The organism is Pseudomonas sp. TE3-3-F2023 (assembly GCF_036784815.1).
GTDB lineage: Bacteria > Pseudomonadota > Gammaproteobacteria > Pseudomonadales > Pseudomonadaceae > Aquipseudomonas > Aquipseudomonas pudica.
On the sequence record NZ_CP145113.1, the window covers coordinates 1,902,056 to 1,927,398 of the forward strand.

Genomic DNA, 25,343 nt, shown 5'->3' on the forward strand with positions numbered 1-25,343 from the left:
CGCGGTTTTTTCATGCCCGGTTTTTACGCCCGGCGTGCCAGGCCTGGCGCGCGGCGTCGTCGTGGAAGCTCCAGGCGACCATGCGGCTTTGCTTCTGTCCCTGGCCCATTTCACTGATGCGCACGGCCTTGACGCCCGTTTTCCTGAGCGCGGCCTCGATCCCCGGCAGGTTGCTGGCCTTGGACACCAGGCTGGTGAACCACAGCACTCGCTCGGCGTACTGCACGCTTTCACTGACCAGTTGGGTGACAAAGCGGATTTCGCCACCTTCACACCACAGTTCGTTGTTCTGGCCACCGAAGTTGAGCACCGGCAGCTTGCGCTTGGGGTCCTGCTTGCCGAGGTTCTTCCACTTGCGCTGGCTGCCACGGGTGGCTTCGTCGCGTGAGGAATGGAAGGGCGGGTTGCACAGGGTCAGGTCGAAGCGTTCGCCCTCCTGCAGCAGGCCGCTGAGGATGTGCGCACGGTTGGCCTGCTGGCGCAGGGTGATGGCCTTGCCCAGGCCGTTGGCCTGGACGATGGCCTTAGCCGAAGCCAGGGCCACGGGGTCGATGTCCGAGCCGAGGAAGCGCCAGCGGTAGTCGCTATGGCCCAGCAGCGGGTAGATGCAGTTGGCACCTACGCCGATGTCCAGCGCATGCACCTGGGCGCCCTTGGGGATCTCGCCGGCATTGTCGTCGGCCAGCAGGTCGGCGGCCACGTGGATGTAGTCGGCGCGGCCGGGAATCGGCGGGCACAGGTAGTCGGTGGGGATATCCCAGTGCTGGATGCCGTACTGGGCCTTCAGCAAGGCACGGTTGAACACCCGCACAGCCTCGGGGTTGGCGAAGTCGATGCTGGGCTTGCCGTGGGGGTTGGTGATGGTGAAGCGCGCCAGGTCAGGGTGGGCCTTGATCAGGCTGGGGAAGTCGTAGCGGCCCTGGTGGCGGTTGCGCGGGTGCAGGGTGGGTTTGCGGGTCATGGTCGGGTCCTGAAAAGCATCGCCGGCAAGCCAGCTCCCACAGGTATGGTGCTTTCCTGTGGGAGCTGGCTTGCCGGCGATGGGCTGCGAAGCAGCCCGCTATGGCTTCACTTTTGATTAAAGCGCTGCAATCCGCGCATGCTGCTCTGTGAAGTTGGCCAGGGCCTGTTCGGACTCGGCCAGCTTGGCGCGTTCCTTCTCGATCACGGCAGGCGGTGCCTTGTCGACGAAGGCAGCGTTGGACAGCTTGCCACCCACGCGTGCCACTTCACCCTGCAGGCGCTGGATTTCCTTGTTCAGGCGCGCCAGCTCGGCATCCTTGTCGATCAGGCCGGCCATTGGCACCAGCACTTGCAGGTCACCGACCAGCGCGGTGGCCGACAGCGGCGCTTCGTCGGCGTCGCCCAGCACGGTAAACGATTCGACTTTGGCCAGCTTCTTCAGCAGGGCTTCGTTTTCCTGCAGGCGACGCTGGTCGTCGGCGTTGGCATTCTTGAGGAACAGCGGCAGCGGCTTGCCCGGGCCGATGTTCATTTCGGCGCGGATGTTGCGCAGGCCGACCATCAGCTCCTTGAGCCACTCGATGTCGCCTTCGGCGGCGGCGTCGATGCGGCTTTCATTGGCCACCGGCCATGGCTGCAGCATGATGGTCTTGCCTTCGATGCCGGCCAGCGGCGCGATGCGCTGCCAGATTTCTTCGGTGATGAACGGCATGAACGGGTGCGCCAGGCGCAGCGCAACTTCCAGCACGCGCACCAGGGTGCGGCGGGTACCACGGGCGCGCTCTACTGGGGCGTTCTCGTCCCACAGCACCGGCTTGGACAGCTCCAGGTACCAGTCGCAGTACTGGTTCCAGATGAACTCGTACAGCGCCTGGCTGGCCAGGTCGAAGCGGAACTGCTCCAGCTGGCGGGTCACTTCGGCTTCGGTGCGCTGCAGCTGCGAGATGATCCAGCGGTCGGCCAGCGACAGCTCGTAGGCTTCGCCGTTCTGGCCGCAGTCCTCGCCCTTGTCCAGCACGTAGCGGGCGGCGTTCCAGATCTTGTTGCAGAAGTTGCGGTAGCCTTCGACGCGGCCCATGTCGAACTTGATGTCGCGGCCAGTGGAGGCCAGCGAGCAGAAGGTGAAGCGCAGGGCGTCGGTGCCGTAGCTGGCGATACCTTCGGGGAACTCGGCCTTGGTCTGCTTGGCGATCTTCTCGGCAAGCTTGGGCTGCATCATGCCGCTGGTGCGTTTTTCCAGCAGGGCGTCGAGGGTGATGCCGTCGACGATGTCCAGCGGGTCGAGCACGTTGCCCTTGGACTTGGACATCTTCTGGCCCTGGCCGTCACGTACCAGGCCATGCACGTACACGGTCTTGAACGGTACCTGCGGGGTGCCATCCTCGTTCTTGATCAGGTGCATGGTCAGCATGATCATGCGCGCAACCCAGAAGAAGATGATGTCGAAGCCGGTCACCAGCACATCGGTGGAGTGGAATTTCTTGAGGAATTCGGTCTGTTCCGGCCAGCCCAGGGTGGAGAAGGTCCACAGGCCCGAACTGAACCAGGTGTCGAGTACGTCGTCGTCCTGGCGCAGGACCACGTCGGCACCCAGGTTGTGCTTGGCGCGCACTTCTTCCTCGTTGCGGCCGACATAGACCTGGCCGGCCTCGTCGTACCATGCCGGGATGCGGTGGCCCCACCACAGCTGGCGGCTGATGCACCAGTCCTGGATGTCACGCATCCAGGAGAAGTACATGTTCTCGTACTGCTTGGGCACGAACTGGATGCGGCCATCTTCCACGGCGGCGATGGCAGGTTCTGCCAGCGGTTTGGTGGAAACGTACCACTGGTCGGTCAGCCACGGCTCGATGACAGTGCCCGAACGGTCGCCTTTCGGCACTTTCAGGGCGTGGTCGTCGATGCTAACCAGCAAGCCCTGGGCATCCAGGTCGGCGACGATCTGCTTGCGTGCGACGAAGCGGTCGAGGTTGGCGTACTGGGCCGGCAGGCGGGTGTCCACCTGCTCGTTGACGCTGCCGTCGAGGTTGAAGGCCTGCGCGCTGGCCAGCACGAAGGCGTTCTTGTCGAAGATGTTCAGCAGCGGCAGGTTGTGTCGCTTGCCGACTTCGTAGTCGTTGAAGTCGTGGGCCGGGGTGATCTTCACGCAGCCGGTACCGAACTCGGGGTCGCAGTAGTCGTCGGCGATGATCGGGATGCGGCGGCCAACCAGCGGCAGTTCGACGTACTTGCCGATCAGTGCCTGGTAGCGCTCGTCGTTCGGGTTGACCGCCACGGCGGCGTCACCCAGCAGGGTTTCCGGACGGGTGGTGGCGACTACCAGGTAGTCCTTGCCTTCGGCGGTCTTGGCGCCGTCGGCCAGCGGGTAGCGCAGGTTCCACAGGTGGCCCTTCTCGTCGTGGTTTTCCACTTCGAGGTCGGAGATGGCCGTGTGCAGCTTGGTGTCCCAGTTGACCAGGCGCTTGCCGCGGTAGATCAGGCCGTCTTCATGCAGGCGCACGAAGGCTTCCTTGACCGCTTCGGACAGGCCGTCATCCATGGTGAAGCGCTCGCGGCTCCAGTCGACCGACGAACCCAGGCGGCGGATCTGACGGCTGATGTTGCCACCGGACTGATCCTTCCATTCCCAGACCTTTTCCAGGAACTTTTCGCGGCCCAGATCATGCCGGTTCTGGCCCTTGGCCTCGAGCTGGCGCTCGACCAGCATCTGGGTTGCGATACCGGCGTGGTCGGTACCTGGCTGCCACAGGGTGTCGCGGCCTTGCATGCGGCGGAAACGGATCAGGGCGTCCATGATCGCGTTGTTGAACCCGTGGCCCATGTGCAGGCTGCCGGTGACGTTCGGCGGCGGGATCATGATGGTGTAGGACTCGCCTGCACCTTGTGGGGCGAAATAGTTCTCGGACTCCCAGGTGTTGTACCAGGAAGTTTCGATGGCGTGCGGCTGGTAGGTCTTATCCATGCGCGGCGGGACCCTGTGCATTTATTCGGGAAAGCCGGGAAGTATAACCAAGCTGGGGGCCGCAGGCGACAAGCTGCTGCTATCTGGCATGGCAGGGATGGCCTCTTCGCGGGTTTACCCGCGAAGAAGGCACCGCCGGATTTCAGTTTTACTCCGAACGCTTGATCAACCGCTCGATCCGCGCATCCAGCCGGCGCTTGATCTCGTTCTCGATGTGCGGGGTGAAGTCTTTGATCACGTCCTGCATGATCATCTGCGCCGCCGCGCGCAGTTCGCTTTCCAGGTGCAGCAGGGTGTCCTGGCGGCGGGTCTGCGGGTCGTCTTCGGGCTCGGCCTCAACCGGTTCGGCCGCAGGAACATGGTTGCCGGGCGCTTCTTCCAGCAGCAACGGGATCTGCTCCACCGTCTCTGTCAGCAGCGGTGGTTGCAGGTCGGCGTCGCCAAGCAGCTGGCGTATCGACTCGAGGTCATCGAGCAGATGGGCGGAATCGGGCAGGGGGGAGGGTTTGTCCATCGTCGTCAGAGTCGCTGTAAGCGGTGGTCTTGCAGAGCATAGCCCTGTTCACGGTAGAAACGGAATCGTTCACGGGCAGATTGGCGGATGCCAGGCTCTTCAACGACGATCTCGGCAACCCGTTCGAACTGGCCGACAAAGCCCGGTACGTCGGCGCCCAGGTTGATCAACAGGTCGTGGTGGTCGCCTGCACTGTCGGCGGCCAGGCCCAATGCCACGCAGGCATCGGCATGCACCTCTGCGAGGTCGTGGGGCACGAAGGCCTCGCCCTTGAAGCGCCACAGACGTTGGTCCAGCTCGCTGCGCTGCTCGGCGTCCTGGCAATGCAGGTAGACCCGGTGGCCGAGGCGCCAGGCCTTTTCGCACAGCTTGCAGGCGAAATCGAGCCGCGCCGACAGCGAGTCGGTGGGCAGGATGTAGAAATCGACTTTGCTCATGGTGGTATCGCCGGCCGGCGGCGCGCAGTGCGCCACCGGCTTCACGGCGTCAGGCGCCAGCGCGGTCCAGCAGGTACTGGGTCAGCAGGGGCACAGGGCGGCCAGTGGCGCCCTTGTCCTTGCCACCGCTGACCCAGGCGGTGCCGGCGATGTCCATGTGAGCCCAGTCGTAGGCCTTGGCAAAGCGCGACAGGAAGCAGCCGGCGGTGATGGTGCCGGCCTTCGGCCCGCCGATGTTGCCCATGTCGGCGAACGGGCTGTCCAGCTGCTCCTGGTACTCATCGAACAGCGGCAGCTGCCAGGCACGGTCGTCGGCGCGCTTGCCGGCGTCGAGCAACTGGCCGACCAGGTTGTCGTTGTTGCCCATCAGGCCGGTGGTGTGGCTGCCCAGGGCGACGATGCAGGCGCCGGTCAGGGTGGCGATGTCGATGACTGCCTGCGGCTTGAAGCGCTCGGCGTAGGTCAGGGTGTCGCACAGCACCAGGCGGCCTTCGGCGTCGGTGTTGAGGATTTCCACGGTCTGCCCGCTCATGGTGGTGACGATGTCACCCGGGCGGGTGGCGCCGCCGCTCGGCATGTTCTCGGCGCAGGCCAGCAGGCACACCAGGTTGACCGGCAGCTGCAGCTCGAGCACCGCACGCAGGGTGCCGAGCACGCTGGCGGCACCGCACATGTCGTACTTCATTTCGTCCATGCCGGCACCAGGCTTGAGGCTGATGCCGCCGGTGTCGAAGGTAATGCCCTTGCCCACCAGCACGTACGGCTTGTCCGCCTTCTTGCCGCCCTGGTAGTTGAGCACGATCAGGCGTGGCGGCTGGTCGCTGCCCTGGCCGACGGCGTAGAACGCGCCCATGCCCAGTTCCTTGATCTTCTTCTCGTCCAGCACTTCGACTTTCAGCGCCTTGTGCGCCTTGCCCAGGTCCTTGGCCTGTTCGGCCAGGAAGCTTGGGTGGCACAGGTTGGGCGGCAGGTTGCCCAGGTCGCGGGTGAAAGCCATGCCGGTGGCGATGGCGCTGGCATGCTTGACGGCACGCTCGACCTCGGCCTGGCCGGCCTTGTCGGCCAGCAGGGTGACCTTCTTCAGGGCGCGCGGCTCGGCCTTCTGGCTCTTGAAGCGATCGAACACGTACTCGCCGTCGAGCAGGGTCTCGGCCAGCAGGCGGTACTTGCCGTAGTGGGCATCGCGGTTGCTGACCGCGATGTCGTCCAGGGCCAGCACTGCGTCAGCGCCATTCAGGCCCTTGAGCACGCCGGCCACACTCGCGACCAGTTTGCGCCAGGCGCGGTCGCCCAGGGCTTCGTCCTTGCCGCTGCCCACCAGCAGCACGCGCTCGGCCTTCAGACCCGCGAGGTTCTGCAAAAGCAAGGTCTGGCCCGGCTTGCCGGCCAGGTCGCCACGCTTGAGCACGGCACTGATGGCGCCCTCGCTGGCCTGGTCGACGGCCTTGGCCACGGCGCCGAGCTTGCGGTTTTCACCTACCGGGAGGACCAGGGTGGCGGTTTTTACGGATGCAGCAGCTACGCTTTTTACAACCAGTTCCATGTCAGGATCCCCGAATGATCGATACAGTCGGCGCTGTGTGTTCCAGCGCTCTGGACGGGCCTGGCCGCGTCGTCGCGCGCCGGCGGAAAAGCTGCCAGTTTGAGCCTGCGGCAAGCGTGCTGACAACCCCGTTATGCGCCTTCATGCGCGGCGAAGTGACAGGGGCGGTCAATCACAGGATAATGCGCGCACTTTACATGGAGGTTCGCCTTTGGCGAACCGGCATTGGTCTTGGCTGTACTAAGTCATTGTCTGGCGCCATTGATTGGCAGTCCGCCCTGACAACCCAGGAGTGTCTGGTTTGATCGTCTTTCGTTATCTGTCCCGCGAGGTCCTGGTGACCTTGAGCGCCGTCAGCGCCGTGCTGCTGGTGATCATCATGAGTGGGCGCTTCATCAAGTACCTGGCCCAGGCTGCCCAGGGTGTGCTCGACCCGAGCGTGCTGTTCCTGATCATGGGCTTCCGCCTGCCGGGCTTCCTGCAACTGATCCTGCCTCTGGGGCTGTTCCTCGGCATTCTCCTGGCGTACGGGCGCTTGTACCTGGAAAGCGAGATGACCGTGTTGTCGGCCACCGGCATGAGCCAGCAGCGCCTGCTGGGCCTGACCATGGCGCCGGCCGCCCTGGTCGCCCTGCTGGTAGCGTGGCTGAGTTTGAGCCTGGCACCGCTGGGCGTGGCCCAGGTGCAGCAGATCATTGCCCAGCAGGATGCCCTGACCGAGTTCGACACCTTGGTGCCGGGCCGCTTCCAGACCCTGCGCGACGGCTCGCGGGTGACCTACACCGAAGAGCTGTCGGACGACCGCATCAACCTGGCTGGGGTGTTCATCTCCGAGAAGCGCTTCAACCAGGACAAGACCAAGGACCGCGCCCCGTCGGTGCTGGTTGCCGAAAAAGGCCACCAGGAAATCCAGGCTGACGGCAACCGCTACCTGGTGCTGGAAAACGGTTACCGCTACGACGGCAACCCGGGCCAGGCCGATTACCGTGCAATCAAGTACGACACCTACGGGGTGCTGCTGCCCAAGCCGGAAGTCGCCGAGGAAGTGACCGATCGCGAAGCCATTCCCACTTCCGAGCTGATCGGCAAGAAGGGCCTGCGTGAGCGTGCCGAGCTGCAGTGGCGGCTGTCGCTGCCCATCCTGGTATTCATCGTCACCATGCTGGCGGTGCCGCTGGCCCGGGTCAACCCGCGCCAGGGCCGCTTCCTCAAGCTGCTGCCGGCAATTCTTCTGTACATGGCCTACCTGACAATGCTGATTTCCGTACGCGGCGCCCTCGAAAAGGGCAAACTGCCGATCGCCCTGGGCATGTGGTGGGTCCACGGCCTGTTCCTGCTGATCGGCCTGGGCCTGATGTACTGGGAGCCGCTGCGCCTCAAACGCGCCGCCCGTCGTGCGGAGGTGGCCCATGGGTAAGCTCGACCGCTACATCGGCCAGAGCGTGCTGCTGGCAATCCTCGCCGTGCTGGGGATCATCCTCGGCCTGGCGTCGCTGTTTGCCTTCATCGACGAGATGAGCGACCTGAGTGACACCTACACGGTGATGGAGGCGGGCAACTTCGTCCTGCTGACCGCACCACGGCGCCTGTACGAAATGCTGCCGATGGCTGCTTTGATCGGCTGCCTGATCGGCCTGGGTAGCCTGGCCAGCAGCAGCGAACTGACCATCATGCGTGCTGCCGGGGTTTCCATCGGGCGCATCGTGTGGGCGGTGATGAAGCCGATGCTGGTACTGATGCTGGTCGGCCTGCTGATTGGCGAGTACGTGGCGCCGGTGACCGAGAACAAGGCCCAGGCCGACCGTTCCCTGGCCCAGGGTGGCGGTGATGCGCAAAGCTCCAAGCGCGGCATGTGGCACCGCCAGGGCGAGGAGTACGTGCACATCAACGCCGTGCAGCCTAACGGCCTGCTGCTGGGTGTGACCCGTTACCGCTTCGACAGCGAGCGCAAGATCGTCACCTCGAGCTTTGCCCGCCGTGCACAGTACCAGGACGACCACTGGATGCTCAGCGACGTGCGCACCACCTTCTTCCGGGGCGACCACACCGAAGTGGTGACCGCGCCGCAGGAGCGCTGGGACGTTTCGCTCACGCCGCAATTGCTCAATACCGTGATCCTGGCGCCGGAGTCGCTGTCCATCACCGGGCTTTGGGACTACATCCATTACCTGTCCGACCAGGGCCTGAACAATGCTCGATACTGGCTGGCGTTCTGGACCAAGGTGTTGCAGCCGATGGTGACCGCGGCGCTGGTGCTGATGGCCATTTCGTTCATCTTCGGCCCGCTGCGTTCGGTAACCCTCGGCCAGCGCGTGTTCACCGGTGTACTGGTGGGCTTCGTGTTCCGCATCGCTCAGGACCTGCTTGGGCCTTCGAGCCAGGTGTTCGGCTTCCCGCCGCTGCTGGCGGTGGTGATTCCGGCAGGCATCTGTGCGCTGGCCGGCGTGTGGCTGTTGCGCCGGGCAGGTTGATGGCCTGAGCTGTACAAGAAAGCCGACCTCAGGGTCGGCTTTTTCATGGGTGTTCGCCTGTGCTGGCCTCTTAGCGGGTTTACCCGCGAAGGCACAGGCAATACAGGTCTCAGTTCATTTCTTCTGCTTAGGCACCCGCACCAGCTGGCTTTCCGAATAGATGTCATGCCAGCCCCGCTTGCGCTTGTCGATCAACACCCAGAAAAACCCCAGCCCCAGGCATAGCCACGAGGCAATCGACACCACGAAGCGCAGCAGCGCCTGCCACAGGCTGATGGCCGTGCCATCGGCATTCTGCACCCGCACACCCCATACCTGCATGCCCAGGGTCTGCCCGCCATGGGTCCAGAACTTGGCAAAGAAACCGAACAGGACGAACAGCAGCACCGTCGACAGCAGCGGGTCGCCGTCCAGTGCGCCAGCCTCGGTCAGCTCACGCATCCGGGCTTCGCCGATGATCGCCATCTGGATCATCTTGTAGGCGCCAGCGGTCACGATCAGCAGCGCCGTGCACAGCAGGAAGTCGTAGAACATCGCCGCCAGGCGCCGGCCCAGGCCGACCGGCGGAAAATCACCCTGGGGTGTGAGCAGAGGCTTGGACATGCAAAACGGCTCCAGAAAACGAAGCCGCTATTCTACGGGCAAAAAAAAACCCCTGCACTTGGCAGGGGCTTTTCTCGAAGTCGGGTTCGGCTTAGCCGGCGACCTGAACTTTGTCAGCCTGCATGCCTTTCTGGCCCTGGACTGCTTCGAAGGTGACCTTCTGGCCTTCTTTCAGGCTCTTGAAGCCGTTACCTTCGATAGCGCGGAAGTGCACGAACAGATCCGGACCGCTTTCTGGGGTGATGAAGCCGTAACCTTTTTCGTCATTGAACCACTTGACGGTACCGTTCTGACGCTCAGCCATTGTCTTATTTCCTATGAAGCTTGAATTTTGATGACAGTTTCTTTTGCATTAAAGGAAGCAAAAGATTACTGGGCTGGGTTGCAGGAAAGTAAGAGACGTCAAACGGGTTGTAGCAGATTGCGGCTACTGGCCCAGGTCACGAACTGTTGCGACCCATGCAAACACAGTGCAGTGACTCTACGCCAACTCCCGAGCGAAAAACAAGCCCTTGGTCGTATGGAAAATCGGCCGCTTGCCGATAACCGACCGATTTGTCGGAAACGGCATGGCGCCTGGCCTGGCGCCATGTTCAAAAGTTATTGGACAGGTTCGAAAACGAATATGTCGAACCTGCCCGCAACCTTCACAAAGCGGCTTCAGCCCCGGTAGTAACGTTGTGCCACGAAAGGCATTTTGCTGACTTTCAAGGCAACCTTCTTGCCACGTACCAACGCAAACAGCGGGGTGTCGATAGCAGCATGTTCACTATCGATATAACCCATTGCTACAGGTGCGCCGAGTGTCGGACCAAAGCCACCACTGCACACTTTGCCTACAGGTTTATCGTTTGCATCGACAATATCCGCGCCTTCACGTACCGGGGTACGTTCCTGCGGCAACAGGCCCACACGTTTGCGCGCCACACCATCGCGCTGGTGGGCGAAGATGGCATCGGCACCCGGGAAGCCGGCGGCACGCGCGCCATCGGCACGGCGAACCTTGGAAATGGCCCACAGCAGGCTGGCTTCCACCGGCGTGGTCTCGGTGTTCATGTCGTGGCCATACAGGCACAGGCCGGCTTCCAGGCGCAGCGAGTCGCGCGCACCCAGGCCGATCGGCTGTACTTCGGGCTCTGCCAGCAGGCGGCGGGCCAGGGCTTCGGCTGCATGTACCGGTACCGAGATTTCGTAGCCGTCTTCACCGGTGTAGCCCGAGCGGCTGACGAAGCAGTCTTCGCCCAGCAGTTTCACCGGGCGGAACTGCATGAAGGTCATGCCGGCCACTTCCGGGGCCAGGCGCTCCAGCACCTTGACCGCCGCCGGGCCTTGCAGGGCCAGCAGGGCGCGCTGCTCGAACAGCGGCTGCACCTCGCAACGGCTGCCGATGTGTGCTTGCAGGTGGGCCAGGTCCTGGTCCTTGCAGGCGGCGTTGACCACCAGGAACAGGGTGTCGTCGCCCAGGTTGGCGACCATCAGGTCGTCGAGGATGCCGCCTTGCTCGTTGGTGAACATGGCATAGCGCTGCATGCCCACCGGCAGGTCGATGATATCCACCGGCACCAGGCTCTCCAGGGCCTTGGCGGCATCGCTGCCGCGCAGGGTGATCTGGCCCATGTGCGAGACATCGAACAGGCCGGCCTGCTCGCGGGTGTGCAGGTGTTCCTTGAGCACGCCCAACGGATACTGCACCGGCATGTCATAGCCGGCGAACGGCACCATGCGCGCACCCAGTTCCAGATGCAGGGCGTGCAGTGGGGTCTTGAGCAGTGTTTCGGACATCTGTGACTCCTTGCTGTTGTTGTCGGGTCAACATTCGATGATGTTGACGGCCAGGCCGCCACGGGCGGTCTCTTTGTATTTGCTTTTCATGTCGGCGCCGGTCTGGCGCATGGTGCGGATGACCTTGTCGAGCGACACGTAGTGCTGCCCATCGCCGCGCAAGGCCATGCGCACCGCGTTGATCGCCTTCACCGAGCCCATGGCGTTGCGCTCGATGCAAGGCACCTGGACCAGCCCGCCGATCGGGTCGCAGGTCAGGCCCAGGTTGTGTTCCATGCCGATTTCGGCAGCGTTTTCCACCTGTTGCACGGTGCCACCCATCACCTCGCACAGCGCACCAGCAGCCATCGAGCAGGCCACGCCGACCTCGCCCTGGCAGCCTACTTCGGCGCCGGAGATGGAAGCGTTTTCCTTGTACAGGATGCCGATGGCCGCGGCGGTGAGCAGAAACCGCACCACCCCGTCCTCGTTGGCACCCGGTACGAAGCGCATGTAGTAATGCAGCACCGCCGGGACAATGCCCGCGGCGCCGTTGGTCGGCGCGGTGACCACGCGCCCGCCGTAGGCGTTTTCCTCGTTCACTGCCAGGGCATAGAGGTTGACCCAGTCGAGTACCGACAGGGCATCGCGCAGGCTGGCCTCCGGGTTGCGGCTCAGCTGGCGGTACAACGCCGGCGCTCGGCGCTTGACCTTGAGCCCGCCCGGCAGGATGCCTTCATGCTGGCAGCCGGCTTCGACGCAATCCTGCATCACCTGCCAGATGCGCAGCAGCCCGGCACGGGTTTCCGCTTCGGGGCGCCAGGCCGCCTCGTTGGCCAGCATTACCTGGCTGATCGACAGGTTTTGCCCGGTGCAGTGGCCGAGCAACTCCTTGGCGGTCTTGAACGGGTAGATCAGCGGTGTGCTGTCCTCGACGATGCGGTCGTGGCCGGCGGCGTCCTGGTCGACCACGAAACCGCCGCCCACCGAATAGTACTCGCGGCTGCGGATTTGCAAGCCGGCCTCGTCGAAGGCGCGGAAGATCATGCCGTTGGGGTGGAAGTCCAGCGGCTTGCGGATCATCGCCAGGTGCTGCTTTTCGATGAACGCGATGCTGTGCTCGCCGAGCAGTTTCAGCCGACCGCTGTCGCGGATGGCCTGCAGGCGGGCAGGGATGGTGTCGGTGTCGATGACATCGGGGTGTTCCCCTTCAAGGCCCAGCAGCACGGCTTTGTCACTGCCATGGCCCTTGCCGGTGGCGCCGAGCGAGCCATACAGCTCTGCCTTGACGCTGACGGTGCGGGCAAGCAGGTCATCACGGCGCAGCCCTTCGGCGAAACGCGCGGCGGCGCGCATCGGGCCGACCGTGTGCGAGCTGGAGGGGCCGATGCCGATCTTGAACAGGTCGAAGACGCTCAAAGACATTGCTCATTCCCTCCGGTAGGTAAGGCGAGTGCTGCGCACTCGATCGCCGGCAAGCCAGCTCCCACAGGTACTGCACCAGCCTTGGAAAACAGGTGAGCCCTTAAGGGCTGGCAAGCCAGCTCCCACAGGTACTGCACCAGCCATGGAAAACAGGTGAGCCCTTAAGGGCTGGCAAGCCAGCTCTCACAGATATTGCACCAGCCTTGGGTGCGGTGAGGCCCCTGTGGGAGCTGGCTTGCCGGCGATGAGGCCAGAGCGCCTGGTCAGGCGTCCTGATAGCTCTCGATCGATGGGCAGGCGCAGACCAGGTTGCGATCGCCGAACACGTTGTCGACCCGGCCGACCGGCGGCCAGTACTTGCCTTCCACCAGGCTCGGCAGCGGGTACACCGCCTGCTCGCGGCTGTAGCCATGGGCCCATTCGCCAACCAGCTCGGCCGCAGTGTGCGGGGCGTTCTTCAGCGGGTTGTCGTCCTTGTCCAGGCTACCGTTCTCGACCGCGCGAATTTCTTCGCGGATCTGGATCATCGCGTCGCAGAAGCGGTCCAGTTCTTCCTTGGACTCGCTTTCGGTCGGTTCGATCATCAGCGTGCCTGCAACCGGGAAGGACATGGTCGGGGCGTGGAAGCCGAAGTCGATCAGGCGCTTGGCCACGTCGTCGACGCTGATGCCGCTGGTGTCCTTCAGCGGGCGCAGGTCGAGGATGCACTCGTGGGCCACCAGGCCATTGCCGCCGGTATACAGAACAGGATAGTGCTCTTCCAGGCGACGGGCGATGTAGTTGGCGTTGAGGATCGCCATCTGCGAGGCACGCTTGAGGCCGGCACCGCCCATCATGCGGATGTACATCCAGGTGATCGGCAGGATGCTGGCGCTGCCGAACGGCGCGGCGCAAACCGCGCCCTCGGTGTTTTCCAGCTGTGCGTGGCCAGGCAGGAACGGCGCCAGGTGCGACTTGACGCCGATCGGGCCGACGCCCGGGCCGCCGCCGCCGTGCGGGATGCAGAATGTCTTGTGCAGGTTCAGGTGGGAAACGTCGCCGCCGAACTTGCCCGGGGCGCACAGGCCGACCATGGCGTTCATGTTGGCGCCGTCGATGTACACCTGGCCACCGTTGTCGTGGATGATCGCGCAGATTTCGCCGATCGCTTCCTCGAACACGCCGTGGGTCGACGGGTAGGTGATCATGATCGCGGCCAGGCGCTCGCGGTGCTCGATGGCCTTGGCGCGCAGGTCCTCGACGTCGACGTTGCCGCGGGCATCACAGGCGGTGACCACTACACGCATGCCGGCCATGTGAGCGGTTGCCGGGTTGGTGCCGTGGGCCGACGACGGGATCAGGCAGATGTCGCGGTGGCCTTCGCCACGGCTGCGGTGGTAGGCACGGATAGCCAGCAGGCCTGCGTACTCGCCCTGGGAACCGGCGTTGGGTTGCAGCGACACGGCGTCGTAGCCGGTGGCGGCGCAAAGCATGGCTTCCAGCTCGGTGGTCATCTGCAGGTAGCCCTGGCTCTGCTCGGCCGGGGCAAACGGGTGCAGGTTGCCGAACTCGGCCCAGGTGACCGGGATCATTTCGCTGGCGGCGTTCAGCTTCATTGTGCACGAGCCCAGCGGGATCATGCTGCGGTCCAGCGCCAGGTCCTTGTCGGCCAGGCGGCGCAGGTAACGCATCAGCTCGGTTTCGCTGTGGTAGCGGTTGAACACCGGGTGCTGCAGGATGGCCGACTGGCGCAGCAGGGCGGCAGGCAGCAGCGAGCCGGTGCTGGCGGCCAGAGCGTTGAAGTCTGGCTGGGCCTGGTCGCCACCGATCAATTGCCACAGGGCCTCGACATCGGCCTGGCTGCTGGTTTCGTCCAGCGACAGGCCCACGTGGGCAGCGTCGATCTGGCGCAGGTTGATGCCTTGGGCGCGCGCCTTGTCATGCAGGCTGGCAGTGGCACTGCCGGTGGCCAGGGTCAGGGTATCGAAGGCGCTGGCGCCCACTACCTGCACGCCCAGCGTCTTCAGGCCGGCGGCCAGGATCGCGGTCAGGGCATGGGTGCGTTCGGCGATGCGCTTGAGGCCGGCCGGGCCGTGGTACACGGCGAACATGCTGGCGATGTTGGCCAGCAGCACCTGAGCGGTGCAGATGTTGCTGGTGGCCTTTTCGCGGCGGATGTGCTGCTCGCGGGTCTGCATGGCCAGGCGCAGGGCTGTCTTGCCGAAGCGGTCGATCGACACGCCGACCAGGCGGCCCGGCATGTCGCGTTTGAACGCATCACGGGTGGAGAAGTAGGCCGCGTGCGGGCCACCGAAGCCCAGCGGCACGCCGAAGCGCTGGGCGCTGCCGATGGCCACGTCGGCGCCGAACTCGCCCGGCGGGGTCAACAGGGTCAGGGCCAGCAGATCGGCGGCCACGGCGACCAGGGCGTTGGCGGCGTGGAAGCGCTCGACCACTTCACGGTAGTCGAACACTTCACCGTTGCTGGCCGGGTACTGCAGCAGGGCGCCGAAGAAGGCGCTGACATCGCCCAGCTCGCGCTCGTCGCCGACCACGATTTCGATGCCCAGTGGCTCGGCGCGGGTGCGCAGCACGTCCAGGGTTTGCGGGTGGCAGTGCACGGAGGCGAAGAAGGCGTGGCTGGCCTTGTTCTTGGACAGGCGCTTGCAGAAGGTCATGGCCTCGGCCGCAGCGGTGGCTTCGTCGAGCAGGGAGGCGTTGGCGATCGGCAGGCCGGTCAGGTCGCTGATCAGGGTCTGGAAGTTCAGCAGCGCTTCCAGGCGGCCCTGGGATATTTCTGGCTGGTACGGGGTATAGGCGGTGTACCAGGCCGGGTTTTCCAGCAGGTTGCGCAGGATAGGCGCTGGGGTATGGGTGTTGTAGTAGCCCTGCCCGATGTAGCTCTTGAACAGCTGGTTCTTGCCGGCGATGGCCTTGAGCGCGGCGAGCGCGTCGGCTTCGCTCTGGCCATCGTGCGAGCCGAGCACGCTGGTACCTTTGATACTGTCGGGAATGACCGCGGCGGTCATGGCTTCCAGCGAGTCGAAGCCGAGGGCGGCCAGCATGGCCTGCTCGTCAGCGGCGCGCGGGCCGATATGGCGGGCGATGAATTCGTTGGCGGTGCCGAGGTTGATGGTCATGGCAGGGTTCCTCAGGCGTCGTCGTTGGCTTTGATCAGGCGGTCGTAGGCGTCCTGGTCAAGCAGGGCGGCCACGGCGCTGACGTCGGCGGGAATGAAGCGGAAGAACCAGCCTTCGCCCATCGGGTCTTCGTTGACCAGCTCCGGGCTGTCTTCAAGTTGGTCGTTGATCTGGACCACTTCGCCGGTAAGGGGCATGTACACACCGCTGGCGGCCTTGACCGACTCGACGGTGGACGCTTCGCTGCCTTTCTCATACTGCTGCAACTCTGGCAGTTGCACGAAAACCACATCGCCAAGGGCGTTCTGGGCGTAGGCGGTGATGCCCACGGTGACGCTGCCATCGGCTTCGACGCGCAGCCATTCGTGATCTTCAGTGAAACGCAACTCGCTCATGGGGAATCCTCGGGAAGCAGGGCGTTAGGCGCAGTGGCTCCGCGCTCTTGGGGTTGGGATTCCCTTAGCAAAAATGCGGCCAATAGTTAAAAAATGTTATTAATCAATAAGTTATCTATTTAGCGTGATTATTTTATCAAAATGATGGAATGAAAACGCTACAGCAGGAGGGTGATGGAAAAGGGTTTGGGGATCAAACCCTTGCACAGTCGTATCCGAATGGATGTGTATTGATTTCAATACGGCGTATTGAAATCAATACATGGTGTTGAGGACGCGATGCTCGGCCACGACACTTGCGCCGCTCGTGAAATACGCCCTGGAACATGGCCTGACTTCGATCTAGGCAAACCAGGGCAATGCCAGATACAGCTTGATGACGATGACATTGATGATGTCGATGAAGAACGCCCCCACCATCGGCACCACCAGGAAGGCAATGCGCGAGGCTCCGTAGCGCTGGGTCACCGCTTGCATGTTGGCGATTGCCGTTGGGGTTGCGCCCAAGCCGAAGCCACAGTGCCCGGCAGCCAGTACCGCTGCATCATAGTTGCGACCCATGACCCGGAACGTGACGAATATCGCGAACAGTGCCATGACCAATGTCTGTGCGGCGAGCAATGCAAAGAACGGTAAAGCCAGCGCTGAAAGATCCCACAACTTGAGCGACATCAAGGCAATGGCCAAGAACAACGACAAGCTCACATTGCCCAATACCGAGACTTCCCGCTCGAATACTTGATAAAAGCCGAGCGCCGAAAGGCCGTTTCGCAACACCACGCCCACGAACAGCACGCAAACGAACGTTGGCAGTTCAAGCGCCGTGCCTTTCAGCAAACCGTTAAGTAACGAACCCACGAGCAAACTGACAGCGATAAGCGCAAGTGTCTCGATAAATGAAAACGGCGTAATCAGGCGTTCTTTGTCCGGTTGTTCGAAACCTTTGGGCAGTTGTGGCGCTGCTTCTTCGATACCAGGCGTCGCTACTCGCTTGATCAGCAACCGGGCGACCGGGCCACCAATCAGGCCACCCAGTACCAGGCCGAAGGTAGCTGATGCCATTGCCAATTCGGAGGCCGAGGCCAGGCCAAACTTTTCGGTGAATGTGGCCCCCCACGCAGCGCCTGTGCCGTGGCCGCCCGACAATGTGATGGAGCCGGCCAGCAGCCCCATCAGTGGGTCGAGCCCCAGTGCCGTTGCCAGGCCGATGCCCATGGCGTTCTGGACCAGCAGCAAGCCGGTTACCACCAGCAGGAACACGGTAACCACGCGGCCACCTTTCTTCAGACTGGCGAAGTCTGCACCCAAACCAATGGTGGCGAAGAATGCCAGCATCAGAGGGGTTTGCAGTGAAGTATCGAATTGCACGTGGATATCGAAGCTGCGCAACGCCAGGAACGCCAAGGCGACTACCAAGCCGCCAGCGACAGGTTCCGGAATATTGTAAGTGCGCAAGAAACCAATACGCGCAACCAGGCCGCGTCCCAATAGCAGTACCAAAGAGGCGGCTACAAGCGTCCCGTAAAAATCGAGTTCAAACATCAGGTGTTCTCGTTATATCCAGTAGCGGACCACTTCCCGCTATGGGGCGGACAAGTGGGGTGACAGGTGGGAATACACTGTCATCATTCTACGAGGCATCCGTTGGAGAGTATCTTTCACTGGCGTAGGAAAAGCCTGAATAACAACCGGATTATTACAATAACTATCAGGGGCCTCTTTGCGGCCCATTGCAGGCAAGCCAGCTCCCACAGGTCTCGCGCACAATTCAGGACGTGTGCGATACCTGTGGGAGCTGGCTTGCCTGCGATGGGCTGCGTAGCAGCCCCCGTTGACGCTATCTGGCAGGTATCAGGCTTTGCCTGGTATTCCATATTTGCGCAGGCGCTGCGCAATGGCGGTATGTGAAGTTTGCAAGCGCCCGGCCAGTTGCCGCGTCGATGGGTAGCTTGCGTACAGGCGTTGCAGCAACTCGCGTTCGAAATCGCCTACGGCCTGTTCCAGGCTGGCCACTTCGCCGTCCTGGCCACGGGCCACCGAGGTGCCGGCGATGTCCAGGTCACCGATATCCACCAGGTTGCCCTCGCAAATGGCTGCGGCGCGGAATATCACGTTCTGCAGCTGGCGCACATTGCCCGGCCAAGGGTTGGCCAGCAGTGCCGAATGGGTGGCCGGGGTCAGCCGGCAGGGTGGGCGCTGGATCTGCGTGCAGGCCTGCTGCATGAAGAAATGCGCCAGCATCAGGATGTCCTGGCCACGGTCGCGCAGCGGCGGCACTTGCAGGTTGAGCACGTTAAGGCGGTAGAACAGGTCTTCGCGGAAGCTGCCTTCGGCGACCATGCGCTCCAGGTCGCGGTGGGTGGCGCTGATGATGCGTACATCCACCTTCACTTCGCGGTCGCCACCCACCCGGCGGAAGCTGCCATCGCTGAGAAAACGCAGCAGCTTGGCCTGCAGGTATGGCGACATCTCGCCGATTTCATCGAGAAATACCGTGCCCTGGTTAGCCAGTTCCATCAACCCGGGTTTGCCGCCCCGTTGCGCGCCGGTGAAGGCGCCTGGGGCGTAGCCGAACAATTCGCTCTCGGCCAGGCTCTCGGGCAGCGCAGCGCAGTTCAGGGCCAGGAATGGCGCTGCGTGGCGGCTGCTGATGGCGTGGCAGGCACGGGCTACCAGTTCTTTGCCGGTGCCGGTTTCGCCATGCACCAGCAGTGGTGCATCGAGTGCCGCCACGCGCAGGGCGCGGGCCTTGAGAGTGCGGATTGCCGGTGATTCGCCGAGCAAGGCATCGAAGCCTTCGGCATGGTCGTGGTGCAGGGCCGAAAGGCGTTCGCCCATGCGTGTGGGGGGGTATAGCGTCAGCAGGCCACCGGCGTTGGTGATCGGCATGGCGTCCAGCAGCAAGCTCTGGCCGTTGAGCTGCATCTCGCGCATGGGCAGGTGGAAGTTGTTGTCCAGCAGGGCCTGCAGCAGCGCCGGGTCACCGAACAGTTCACCCACTGAGCGCCCGGCCGATTCGCGGCCGCACAGTTCGATCAGCGCCGGGTTGGCCAGCAGCACCTTGCCGGCACTGTCCACGGCCAGCACCGGGTCGCTCATCGCCGCCAGCAGGGCATCGAGCTGCAGGTGCCGGCGTTGGCCTGGGAGGATGTCGACCACGTCCACCGATTGCACGCCCTGTACCTCGAACAGCGCGTCGTGCAGTTCTTCGAGCACGGCAGGGCTGAGGGTAGGGGCGTCGATGTAGACGTTCGGCGGGACCATCTCCACGGCGTCCAGGTTGAGGTTGCGGGCACCGAGCAGGGCGAGGACTTCCTGGGTGATGCCGACGCGGTCGATGAAGCTGACGTGGATGCGCATGGGGGACAGTGAAGTGGTGGCCGGGGAGTGCGGTAGTATGCCTCAACATCGCCGGGGCCGCTTTGCGGCCCTATCGCGACGCAAGGCCGCTCCTACAGGTCCCGACAGTGACGCGATCCCTGTAGGAGCGGCCTTGCGTCGCGATGGGCTGCAAAGCAGCCCCCGGATCCTGAAATCACTCCAGATGTTCAGGCTTGATCGGATCGCCCGATTTCACATCCAGCTTTTCGCGAATGTCCGCGAACATATGGTCATAAAGCTTGTGCGGCGAACTCAGGTTCTCGAATTTCTTCGGTGACGGCAGGTACGACTGCGCCCTTCGGCTCAGCTGCATGAGGAAGCTGGGCAACACTTGGTCCTTGGCCAGGAAGAACTTTTCTTCCACTGGCTTGCCTTCGATGCTGCCATGCATCTTGAACTGGATGCCTCTGCCTTCCTTGGGGTCCGACACTGCCTCGTATTCGATGTTCAGGTCATAGCTGTGGTCGTTCTGGTTCAGCGCAGTGCGCTCGATGTGTACATGACCGGGCTGGTACTGGGCCATGGCAAGCTCCTTTGGAAGGTCGAAAATGGCGGGCGCTGACGCCCGCCCACTGCATTCAACGGTAGCTGATCCCCGGCTTGGCGGTGGAAACCCGCGTGCCGGCGGTGCCTTTGACGATGTCTTCGATGTTCTCCAGCGAACTGATCACTGCCACTTTGCCGGTGTTGCGGGCAAAGTCGCAGGCTGCCTGCACCTTCGGCCCCATGGAACCGGCGGCGAAGCCGAGGCGTTCGAGTTCGTCGGGGTGGGCCTGGGCAATGGCCTTTTGCGTGGGCTTGCCCCAGTCAACATAGGCGGCATCGACGTCGGTGGCGATTATCAGAAGGTCGGCGTCCAGCTGCTCTGCCAGCAGGGCCGAGCACAGGTCCTTGTCGATCACCGCCTCGATGCCCTTCAGCTTGCGGTTCTCATCGTACATGGTGGGGATGCCGCCGCCGCCGGCGCAGATCACGATGCTGCTCTTTTCCAGCAGCCACTTGATCGGGCGGATCTCGAAGATGCGCTTGGGTTTCGGGCTGGCCACCACACGGCGGTACTTGTCGCCGTCGGCCTTGACCACCCAACCCTTTTCCTTGGCCAGGCGCTCGGCCTCTTCCTTGCCATAGACCGGGCCGATGAACTTGGTCGGGTCCTTGAAGGCGGGGTCGTTGGCGTCCACTTCGACCTGGGTCAGCAGGGTGGCGAACGGCACCTCGAATGCCAGCAGGTTGCCCAGTTCCTGTTCGATCATGTAGCCGATCATACCCTCGGTCTCGGCACCCAGCACGTCCAGCGGGTAGGCCTCGTCGGGCTTGTAGGACAGGCCTTGCAGCGACAGCAGGCCGACTTGCGGGCCGTTGCCGTGGGCGATGACCAGTTCGTTGCCTGGGTGGATCTTGGCGATCTGTTCGGTGGCGGTGCGGATATTGGCGCGCTGGTTGTCAGCGGTCATGGGCTCGCCGCGACGCAGCAGGGCGTTGCCGCCCAATGCAACAACGATACGCATGGGGAATGTCCTTTGCGGATATAGGGTGAGCGCCTCAATCCAATGTGGGAGCTGGCTTGCCGGCGATCACCGGCGAAGCCGGTGCCATGCACCGAGGTGCCTGTATCGCCGGCAAGCCAGCTCCCACAGGATCGAGGCGGTTGTCAGAGGTCAGCCAGTGTCGACACCAGGATCGCCTTGATCGTGTGCATGCGGTTTTCCGCCTGCTCGAAGGCGATGCAGGCCGGCGACTCGAAGACGTCGTCGGTCACTTCGATACCGTTGGCCAGGTCCGGGTACTGTTCGGCGATCTGCTTGCCTACCTTGGTTTCAGAGTTGTGGAACGCCGGCAGGCAGTGCATGAACTTGGTCCGCGGGTTGCCGGTGGACTTCATCAGCTGTGCATTCACCTGATACGGCTTGAGCAGCTTGATGCGCTCACCCCAGGCTTCGATCGGCTCACCCATCGATACCCACACGTCGGTGTGCACGAAGTCCACACCCTTGACCGCGGCAACCGGGTCTTCGGTGAGGGTGATGCGCGCGCCGCTTTCCTCGGCGTACTTGCGGCAACGCTCGACCAGGTCATCATGCGGCCACAGCGCCTTGGGCGCGGCGATGCGCACATCCATGCCGAGCTTGGCACCGATGAGCAGCAGCGAGTTGCCCATGTTGTTGCGGGCGTCGCCCAGGTAGGCGTAGCTGATGTCGTGCAGCGGTTTGTCGCTGTGCTCACGCATGGTCAGCACGTCGGCGATCATCTGGGTGGGGTGGTATTCGTCGGTCAGGCCGTTGAACACCGGTACGCCGGCGAACTTGGCCAGTTCTTCGACGATTTCCTGCTTGAAGCCACGGTACTCGATGGCGTCGTACATGCGCCCGAGCACGCGGGCGGTGTCCTTCATGCTTTCCTTGTGGCCAATCTGCGAGGAGGTCGGGTCGATGTAGGTGACATTGGCGCCCTGGTCATAGGCGGCCACTTCGAAGGCGCAGCGGGTACGGGTAGAGGTTTTTTCGAAGATCAGCGCGATGTTGTTGCCTTTCAGGTGCTGTTGCTCGGTGCCGGTGTACTTGGCGCGCTTGAGGTCGCGGGACAGGTCCAGCAGGTAGCGCAGCTCGCGGGTGGTGTGGTGTTCCAGGCTGAGCAGGTTGCGGTTGTGAATATTGAACGCCATGACAGCTTCTCCTTGGATTCGGTAGTGTCCCGGCCGGTGCGTTGTGGGCCCGGCCGGGTGCAATGGTCGTTAGTAGTCGATCGGGTCGCGCACGATCGGGCAGGTCATGCAGTGGCCGCCGCCCCGGCCCCGGCCCAGTTCGCCGGCACTGATGGTGATGACTTCGACACCTGCCTTGCGCAGCAAGGTATTGGTGTAGGTATTGCGGTCGTAGCCAATGACCACGCCCGGCTCGATGGCCACCACGTTGTTGCCGTCATCCCACTGTTCGCGCTCGGCGGCAAAGCTGTTGCCTCCGGTTTCGACCACGCGCAGCTTGACGCCCAGTTGTTCGCCCACCACTTCGATGAACGACTTGTTGATGCGGCGCACGTCCATGCCGTAGGGCTTGCTTTCATCCGGGCGAATGATGAACGGCACGATCTCTTTAACCACTTCCGGGAAGACCGTGACCAGGTCGCGGTCGCAGAAGCTGAACACGGTATCCAGGTGCATGGCGGCGCGCGATTTTGGTAGGCCCGCGACGATCACTTCCTTGACGGCGCCCTTGGCGAACAGGTTCTGCGCCAGTTGGCCGATGGCCTGGCGCGAGGTGCGCTCGCCCATGCCAATCAGCACGATGCCCTTGCCGATCGGCATGACATCGCCGCCTTCTAGGGTGGACTGGCCGTGGTCCTTGTCCGGGTCACCGTACCAGACCTGGAAGTCGGCGTTGGTGAACTGGGGGTGGAACTTGTAGATGGCGGTGGTCAGCAGGGTTTCCTGGCGTCGCGCTGGCCAGTACATCGGGTTGAGCGTGACGCCGCCGTAGATCCAGCAGGTAGTGTCACGGGTGAACTGGGTATTGGGCAGCGGTGGCAGGATGAAGCTGGAGTGGCCCAGGTAGTCGTTGTACATCTTGACCACTTCGGCACCCTCGCTCTGCGGCAGATCCTGCCCGGCAACGCCGCCAATCAGGAACTCGGCGAGGTGGCGTGGCTCGAGGCCTTCGAGCCAGCTGCGCACTTCGTTGGTCAGGCCCACGCCGACGGTGTCCGGGGTGATCTTGCGATCGAGGATCCACTTGAGTGCCTCGGGTTGCTGGACGATGTCGGTCAGCAGGTTGTGCATCTCCAGCACATCCACGCCACGCTCGCGCATCTTGGTGACAAAGTCGAAATGGTCACGCTTGGCCTGGTCGACCCAGATCACGTCGTCGAACAGCAGCTCGTCACAGTTGCTCGGCGTCAGGCGCTTGTGCGCCAGGCCCGGCGAGCAAACCATCACTTTGCGCAGTTTGCCGGCTTCGGAGTGGACACCGTACTTCTGTTTTTCAGCGGACATGATTTCATTCCTCCAGTTGAACGAAGACGTGGGTCAAAGAGTCAGGAAGCCGTCGTACAGGCCAAAGGCTGCCACCAGGGCGCCGATGACCACGGCTGCGAAGATCAGTTTTTCCACGTTGGTGAAGACAGGTTGGCCAACCTCACGCTTGGCCTTGGCGAACAGAATCGCGCCAGGTGCGTAGAGCAGGGCCGAGAGCAGCAGGTATTTCACGCCGCCGGCGTACAGCAGCCAGATGGCGTACAACAGGGCGATACCACCGATCACCAGGTCCTTCTGCCGTTCGGCCAAGGCCTGTTCGTAGGTTTCGCTACGCACTGCCAGCAGCACGGCATAGGCTGCCGACCACAGGTAGGGCACCAGGATCATCGATGTGGCCAGGTAGATCAGCGACAGGTAGGTGCTGTTGGAGAACAGCGTGATCACCAGGAAGATCTGTACCATGGCGTTGGTCAGCCACAGGGCGTTCGCCGGTACCTGGTTGGCGTTCTCGCGGCGCAGGAATTCCGGCATGGTGTGGTCCTTGGCGGCGGCGAACATGATCTCGGCGCACAGCAGCACCCACGACAGCAGTGCCCCGAGCAGCGAAATGATCAGGCCGACGCTGATCAGCACCGCGCCCCAGTGGCCGACCACATGCTCCAGCACGGCAGCCATCGACGGGTTCTGCAGCTTGGCCAGTTCCGGTTGGGTCATGATGCCCAGCGACAGTACGTTGACCAGCACCAGGAACAGCAGCACGGTGACGAAGCCGATGACCGTGGCCTTACCCACGTCAGAGCGTTTTTCCGCCCGCGACGAGAAGATGCTCGCGCCCTCGATGCCGATGAACACCCAAACGGTGACCAGCATCATGTTGCGCACCTGGTTCATCACACTGCCAAGCTCTGGCGTGCCAACCGCCCAGATGTCAGCAGTGAAGATGTCGAGCTTGAAGGCGAACAGGCAGATCAGGGCGAACAGCAGCAGCGGCACCACCTTGGCCACAGTGGTGACCAGGTTGATGAACGCCGCTTCCTTGATGCCGCGCAGCACCAGGAAGTGCACTGCCCACAGCAGCACCGACGCGCCGATGATGGCGGCCGGGGTGTTGCCTTCGCCGAAGATCGGGAAGAAGTAACCCAAGGTACTGAACAACAGCACGAAGTAGCCGACGTTGCCCAGCCAGGCACTGATCCAGTAGCCCCAGGCCGAGGAGAAGCCCATGTAGTCGCCGAAACCGGCCTTGGCGTAGGCATACACCCCGCCATCCAGGTCAGGCTTGCGGTTGGCCAGGGTCTGGAACACGAACGCCAGGGTCAGCATGCCGACCGCGGTGATCGCCCAACCGATCAGCACAGCGCCAACCCCTGCGCTGGCAGCCATGTTTTGCGGCAGCGAGAAGATCCCGCCACCAATCATCGAACCGACGACAAGTGCAACTAACGCGCCGAGCTTTAGTTTTCCGGATGAATCAGACATTTAACAACTCCTGCCAGGAGAAAGTTGACGACAGCGTAAATCCGACGCCGCTGCCATTCGCTGACTTGGGTCAGTTCATGGCGACGTGAAGTAGGAAAATTCCTTCACGGAGCTCCCGGAGAGTGCCGACAACTTTTGCTGCAGGCCTTGCACGCTGGCACCTCCATGTCCTTCTAGAGCAAACGCTCTGTTCAGCCTGCGAAGCTTGAAGCTAGCCTCTTTTGCCGCTTTCGCAAATTTTTCACAAGAATTTCGAGCTTTATCGGGCCCTTCTCTAGTTGCTCGCGAGCTGCTAGTTTTTACTGGAAGCGGGCATAGACAAA

Annotated in this window: 20 protein-coding genes; 2 read left to right on the forward strand and 18 right to left on the reverse strand. The window is 62.9% G+C overall.

Annotated features, from left to right (window positions below; all coding sequences use genetic code 11):
* Positions 1-10 precede the first annotated feature (10 nt).
* The 5 genes from rlmF to V3314_RS08680 all read right to left on the reverse strand — a co-directional run bounded on the left by rlmF (position 11) and on the right by V3314_RS08680 (position 6,419).
* Entirely contained in the window at positions 11-961 is a 951-nt protein-coding gene (gene rlmF, locus V3314_RS08660; RefSeq protein WP_085600611.1) for a 23S rRNA (adenine(1618)-N(6))-methyltransferase RlmF, read from the reverse strand.
* Positions 962-1,078: 117 nt separating this feature from the next.
* Positions 1,079-3,925, reverse strand: coding sequence for a valine--tRNA ligase (locus V3314_RS08665; RefSeq protein ID WP_046615752.1), 2,847 nt, complete (start codon positions 3,923-3,925; stop codon positions 1,079-1,081).
* Positions 3,926-4,073: 148 nt separating this feature from the next.
* Entirely contained in the window at positions 4,074-4,439 is a 366-nt protein-coding gene (locus tag V3314_RS08670; protein WP_046616981.1) for a hypothetical protein, read from the reverse strand.
* 5 nt (positions 4,440-4,444) lie between these two features.
* Positions 4,445-4,876, reverse strand: coding sequence for a DNA polymerase III subunit chi (locus V3314_RS08675; RefSeq protein WP_046616982.1), 432 nt, complete (start codon positions 4,874-4,876; stop codon positions 4,445-4,447).
* A 49-nt stretch (positions 4,877-4,925) separates the two neighbouring features.
* Positions 4,926-6,419, reverse strand: coding sequence for a leucyl aminopeptidase (locus V3314_RS08680; RefSeq protein ID WP_108480952.1), 1,494 nt, complete (start codon positions 6,417-6,419; stop codon positions 4,926-4,928).
* Positions 6,420-6,720: 301 nt separating this feature from the next.
* On the opposite strand from V3314_RS08680, the gene lptF reads away from it, so the two are divergent.
* Together lptF and lptG are read left to right on the forward strand one after the other, a co-directional pair.
* Positions 6,721-7,836 carry an LPS export ABC transporter permease LptF gene (lptF, locus tag V3314_RS08685; RefSeq protein WP_085600604.1) on the forward strand — a complete coding sequence of 372 codons (1,116 nt, stop codon included), beginning with the start codon at positions 6,721-6,723 and terminating at the stop codon, positions 7,834-7,836.
* Positions 7,829-8,890 carry an LPS export ABC transporter permease LptG gene (gene lptG, locus V3314_RS08690; protein WP_025337842.1) on the forward strand — a complete coding sequence of 354 codons (1,062 nt, stop codon included), beginning with the start codon at positions 7,829-7,831 and terminating at the stop codon, positions 8,888-8,890. The genes lptF and lptG overlap by 8 nt, the downstream gene beginning before the upstream one ends.
* A gap of 114 nt (positions 8,891-9,004) precedes the next feature.
* Here the strand turns inward: lptG and V3314_RS08695 are convergent, their stop codons facing one another.
* The 13 genes from V3314_RS08695 to arcD all read right to left on the reverse strand — a co-directional run bounded on the left by V3314_RS08695 (position 9,005) and on the right by arcD (position 25,020).
* Entirely contained in the window at positions 9,005-9,493 is a 489-nt protein-coding gene (locus tag V3314_RS08695; protein ID WP_046616978.1) for an RDD family protein, read from the reverse strand.
* A gap of 91 nt (positions 9,494-9,584) precedes the next feature.
* Positions 9,585-9,797 (reverse strand): cold-shock protein, encoded by a 213-nt coding sequence (locus V3314_RS08700; protein ID WP_003257941.1) that lies wholly within the window; start codon positions 9,795-9,797, stop codon positions 9,585-9,587.
* Positions 9,798-10,153: 356 nt separating this feature from the next.
* Entirely contained in the window at positions 10,154-11,275 is a 1,122-nt protein-coding gene (gene gcvT / locus V3314_RS08705) for a glycine cleavage system aminomethyltransferase GcvT (protein ID WP_046616977.1), read from the reverse strand.
* A gap of 27 nt (positions 11,276-11,302) precedes the next feature.
* The gene (locus tag V3314_RS08710) at positions 11,303-12,679 is read right to left on the reverse strand and encodes an L-serine ammonia-lyase (protein ID WP_046616976.1); all 1,377 of its coding nucleotides are present in this window, start codon (positions 12,677-12,679) and stop codon (positions 11,303-11,305) included.
* A 263-nt stretch (positions 12,680-12,942) separates the two neighbouring features.
* Positions 12,943-15,798 (reverse strand): aminomethyl-transferring glycine dehydrogenase, encoded by a 2,856-nt coding sequence (gene gcvP, locus V3314_RS08715; RefSeq protein WP_322493283.1) that lies wholly within the window; start codon positions 15,796-15,798, stop codon positions 12,943-12,945.
* Between the two features lie 11 nt (positions 15,799-15,809).
* Positions 15,810-16,193 carry a glycine cleavage system protein GcvH gene (gene gcvH, locus V3314_RS08720; RefSeq protein WP_046616974.1) on the reverse strand — a complete coding sequence of 128 codons (384 nt, stop codon included), beginning with the start codon at positions 16,191-16,193 and terminating at the stop codon, positions 15,810-15,812.
* 342 nt (positions 16,194-16,535) lie between these two features.
* A complete protein-coding gene (gene gltS / locus V3314_RS08725) occupies positions 16,536-17,735 on the reverse strand; it encodes a sodium/glutamate symporter (protein WP_046616973.1) in 1,200 nt (399 codons plus the stop codon).
* A gap of 309 nt (positions 17,736-18,044) precedes the next feature.
* Positions 18,045-19,553, reverse strand: coding sequence for a sigma-54-dependent transcriptional regulator (locus V3314_RS08730; RefSeq protein WP_046616972.1), 1,509 nt, complete (start codon positions 19,551-19,553; stop codon positions 18,045-18,047).
* Between the two features lie 175 nt (positions 19,554-19,728).
* The gene (locus V3314_RS08735) at positions 19,729-20,097 is read right to left on the reverse strand and encodes a DUF5064 family protein (protein ID WP_046616971.1); all 369 of its coding nucleotides are present in this window, start codon (positions 20,095-20,097) and stop codon (positions 19,729-19,731) included.
* A gap of 55 nt (positions 20,098-20,152) precedes the next feature.
* Entirely contained in the window at positions 20,153-21,082 is a 930-nt protein-coding gene (gene arcC / locus V3314_RS08740; RefSeq protein ID WP_003257953.1) for a carbamate kinase, read from the reverse strand.
* Between the two features lie 143 nt (positions 21,083-21,225).
* Positions 21,226-22,236 carry an ornithine carbamoyltransferase gene (locus tag V3314_RS08745; RefSeq protein ID WP_046616970.1) on the reverse strand — a complete coding sequence of 337 codons (1,011 nt, stop codon included), beginning with the start codon at positions 22,234-22,236 and terminating at the stop codon, positions 21,226-21,228.
* A gap of 69 nt (positions 22,237-22,305) precedes the next feature.
* The gene (gene arcA / locus V3314_RS08750) at positions 22,306-23,559 is read right to left on the reverse strand and encodes an arginine deiminase (protein ID WP_046616969.1); all 1,254 of its coding nucleotides are present in this window, start codon (positions 23,557-23,559) and stop codon (positions 22,306-22,308) included.
* A 33-nt stretch (positions 23,560-23,592) separates the two neighbouring features.
* Positions 23,593-25,020 (reverse strand): arginine-ornithine antiporter, encoded by a 1,428-nt coding sequence (gene arcD / locus V3314_RS08755; RefSeq protein ID WP_046616968.1) that lies wholly within the window; start codon positions 25,018-25,020, stop codon positions 23,593-23,595.
* Positions 25,021-25,343: the final 323 nt, after the last annotated feature.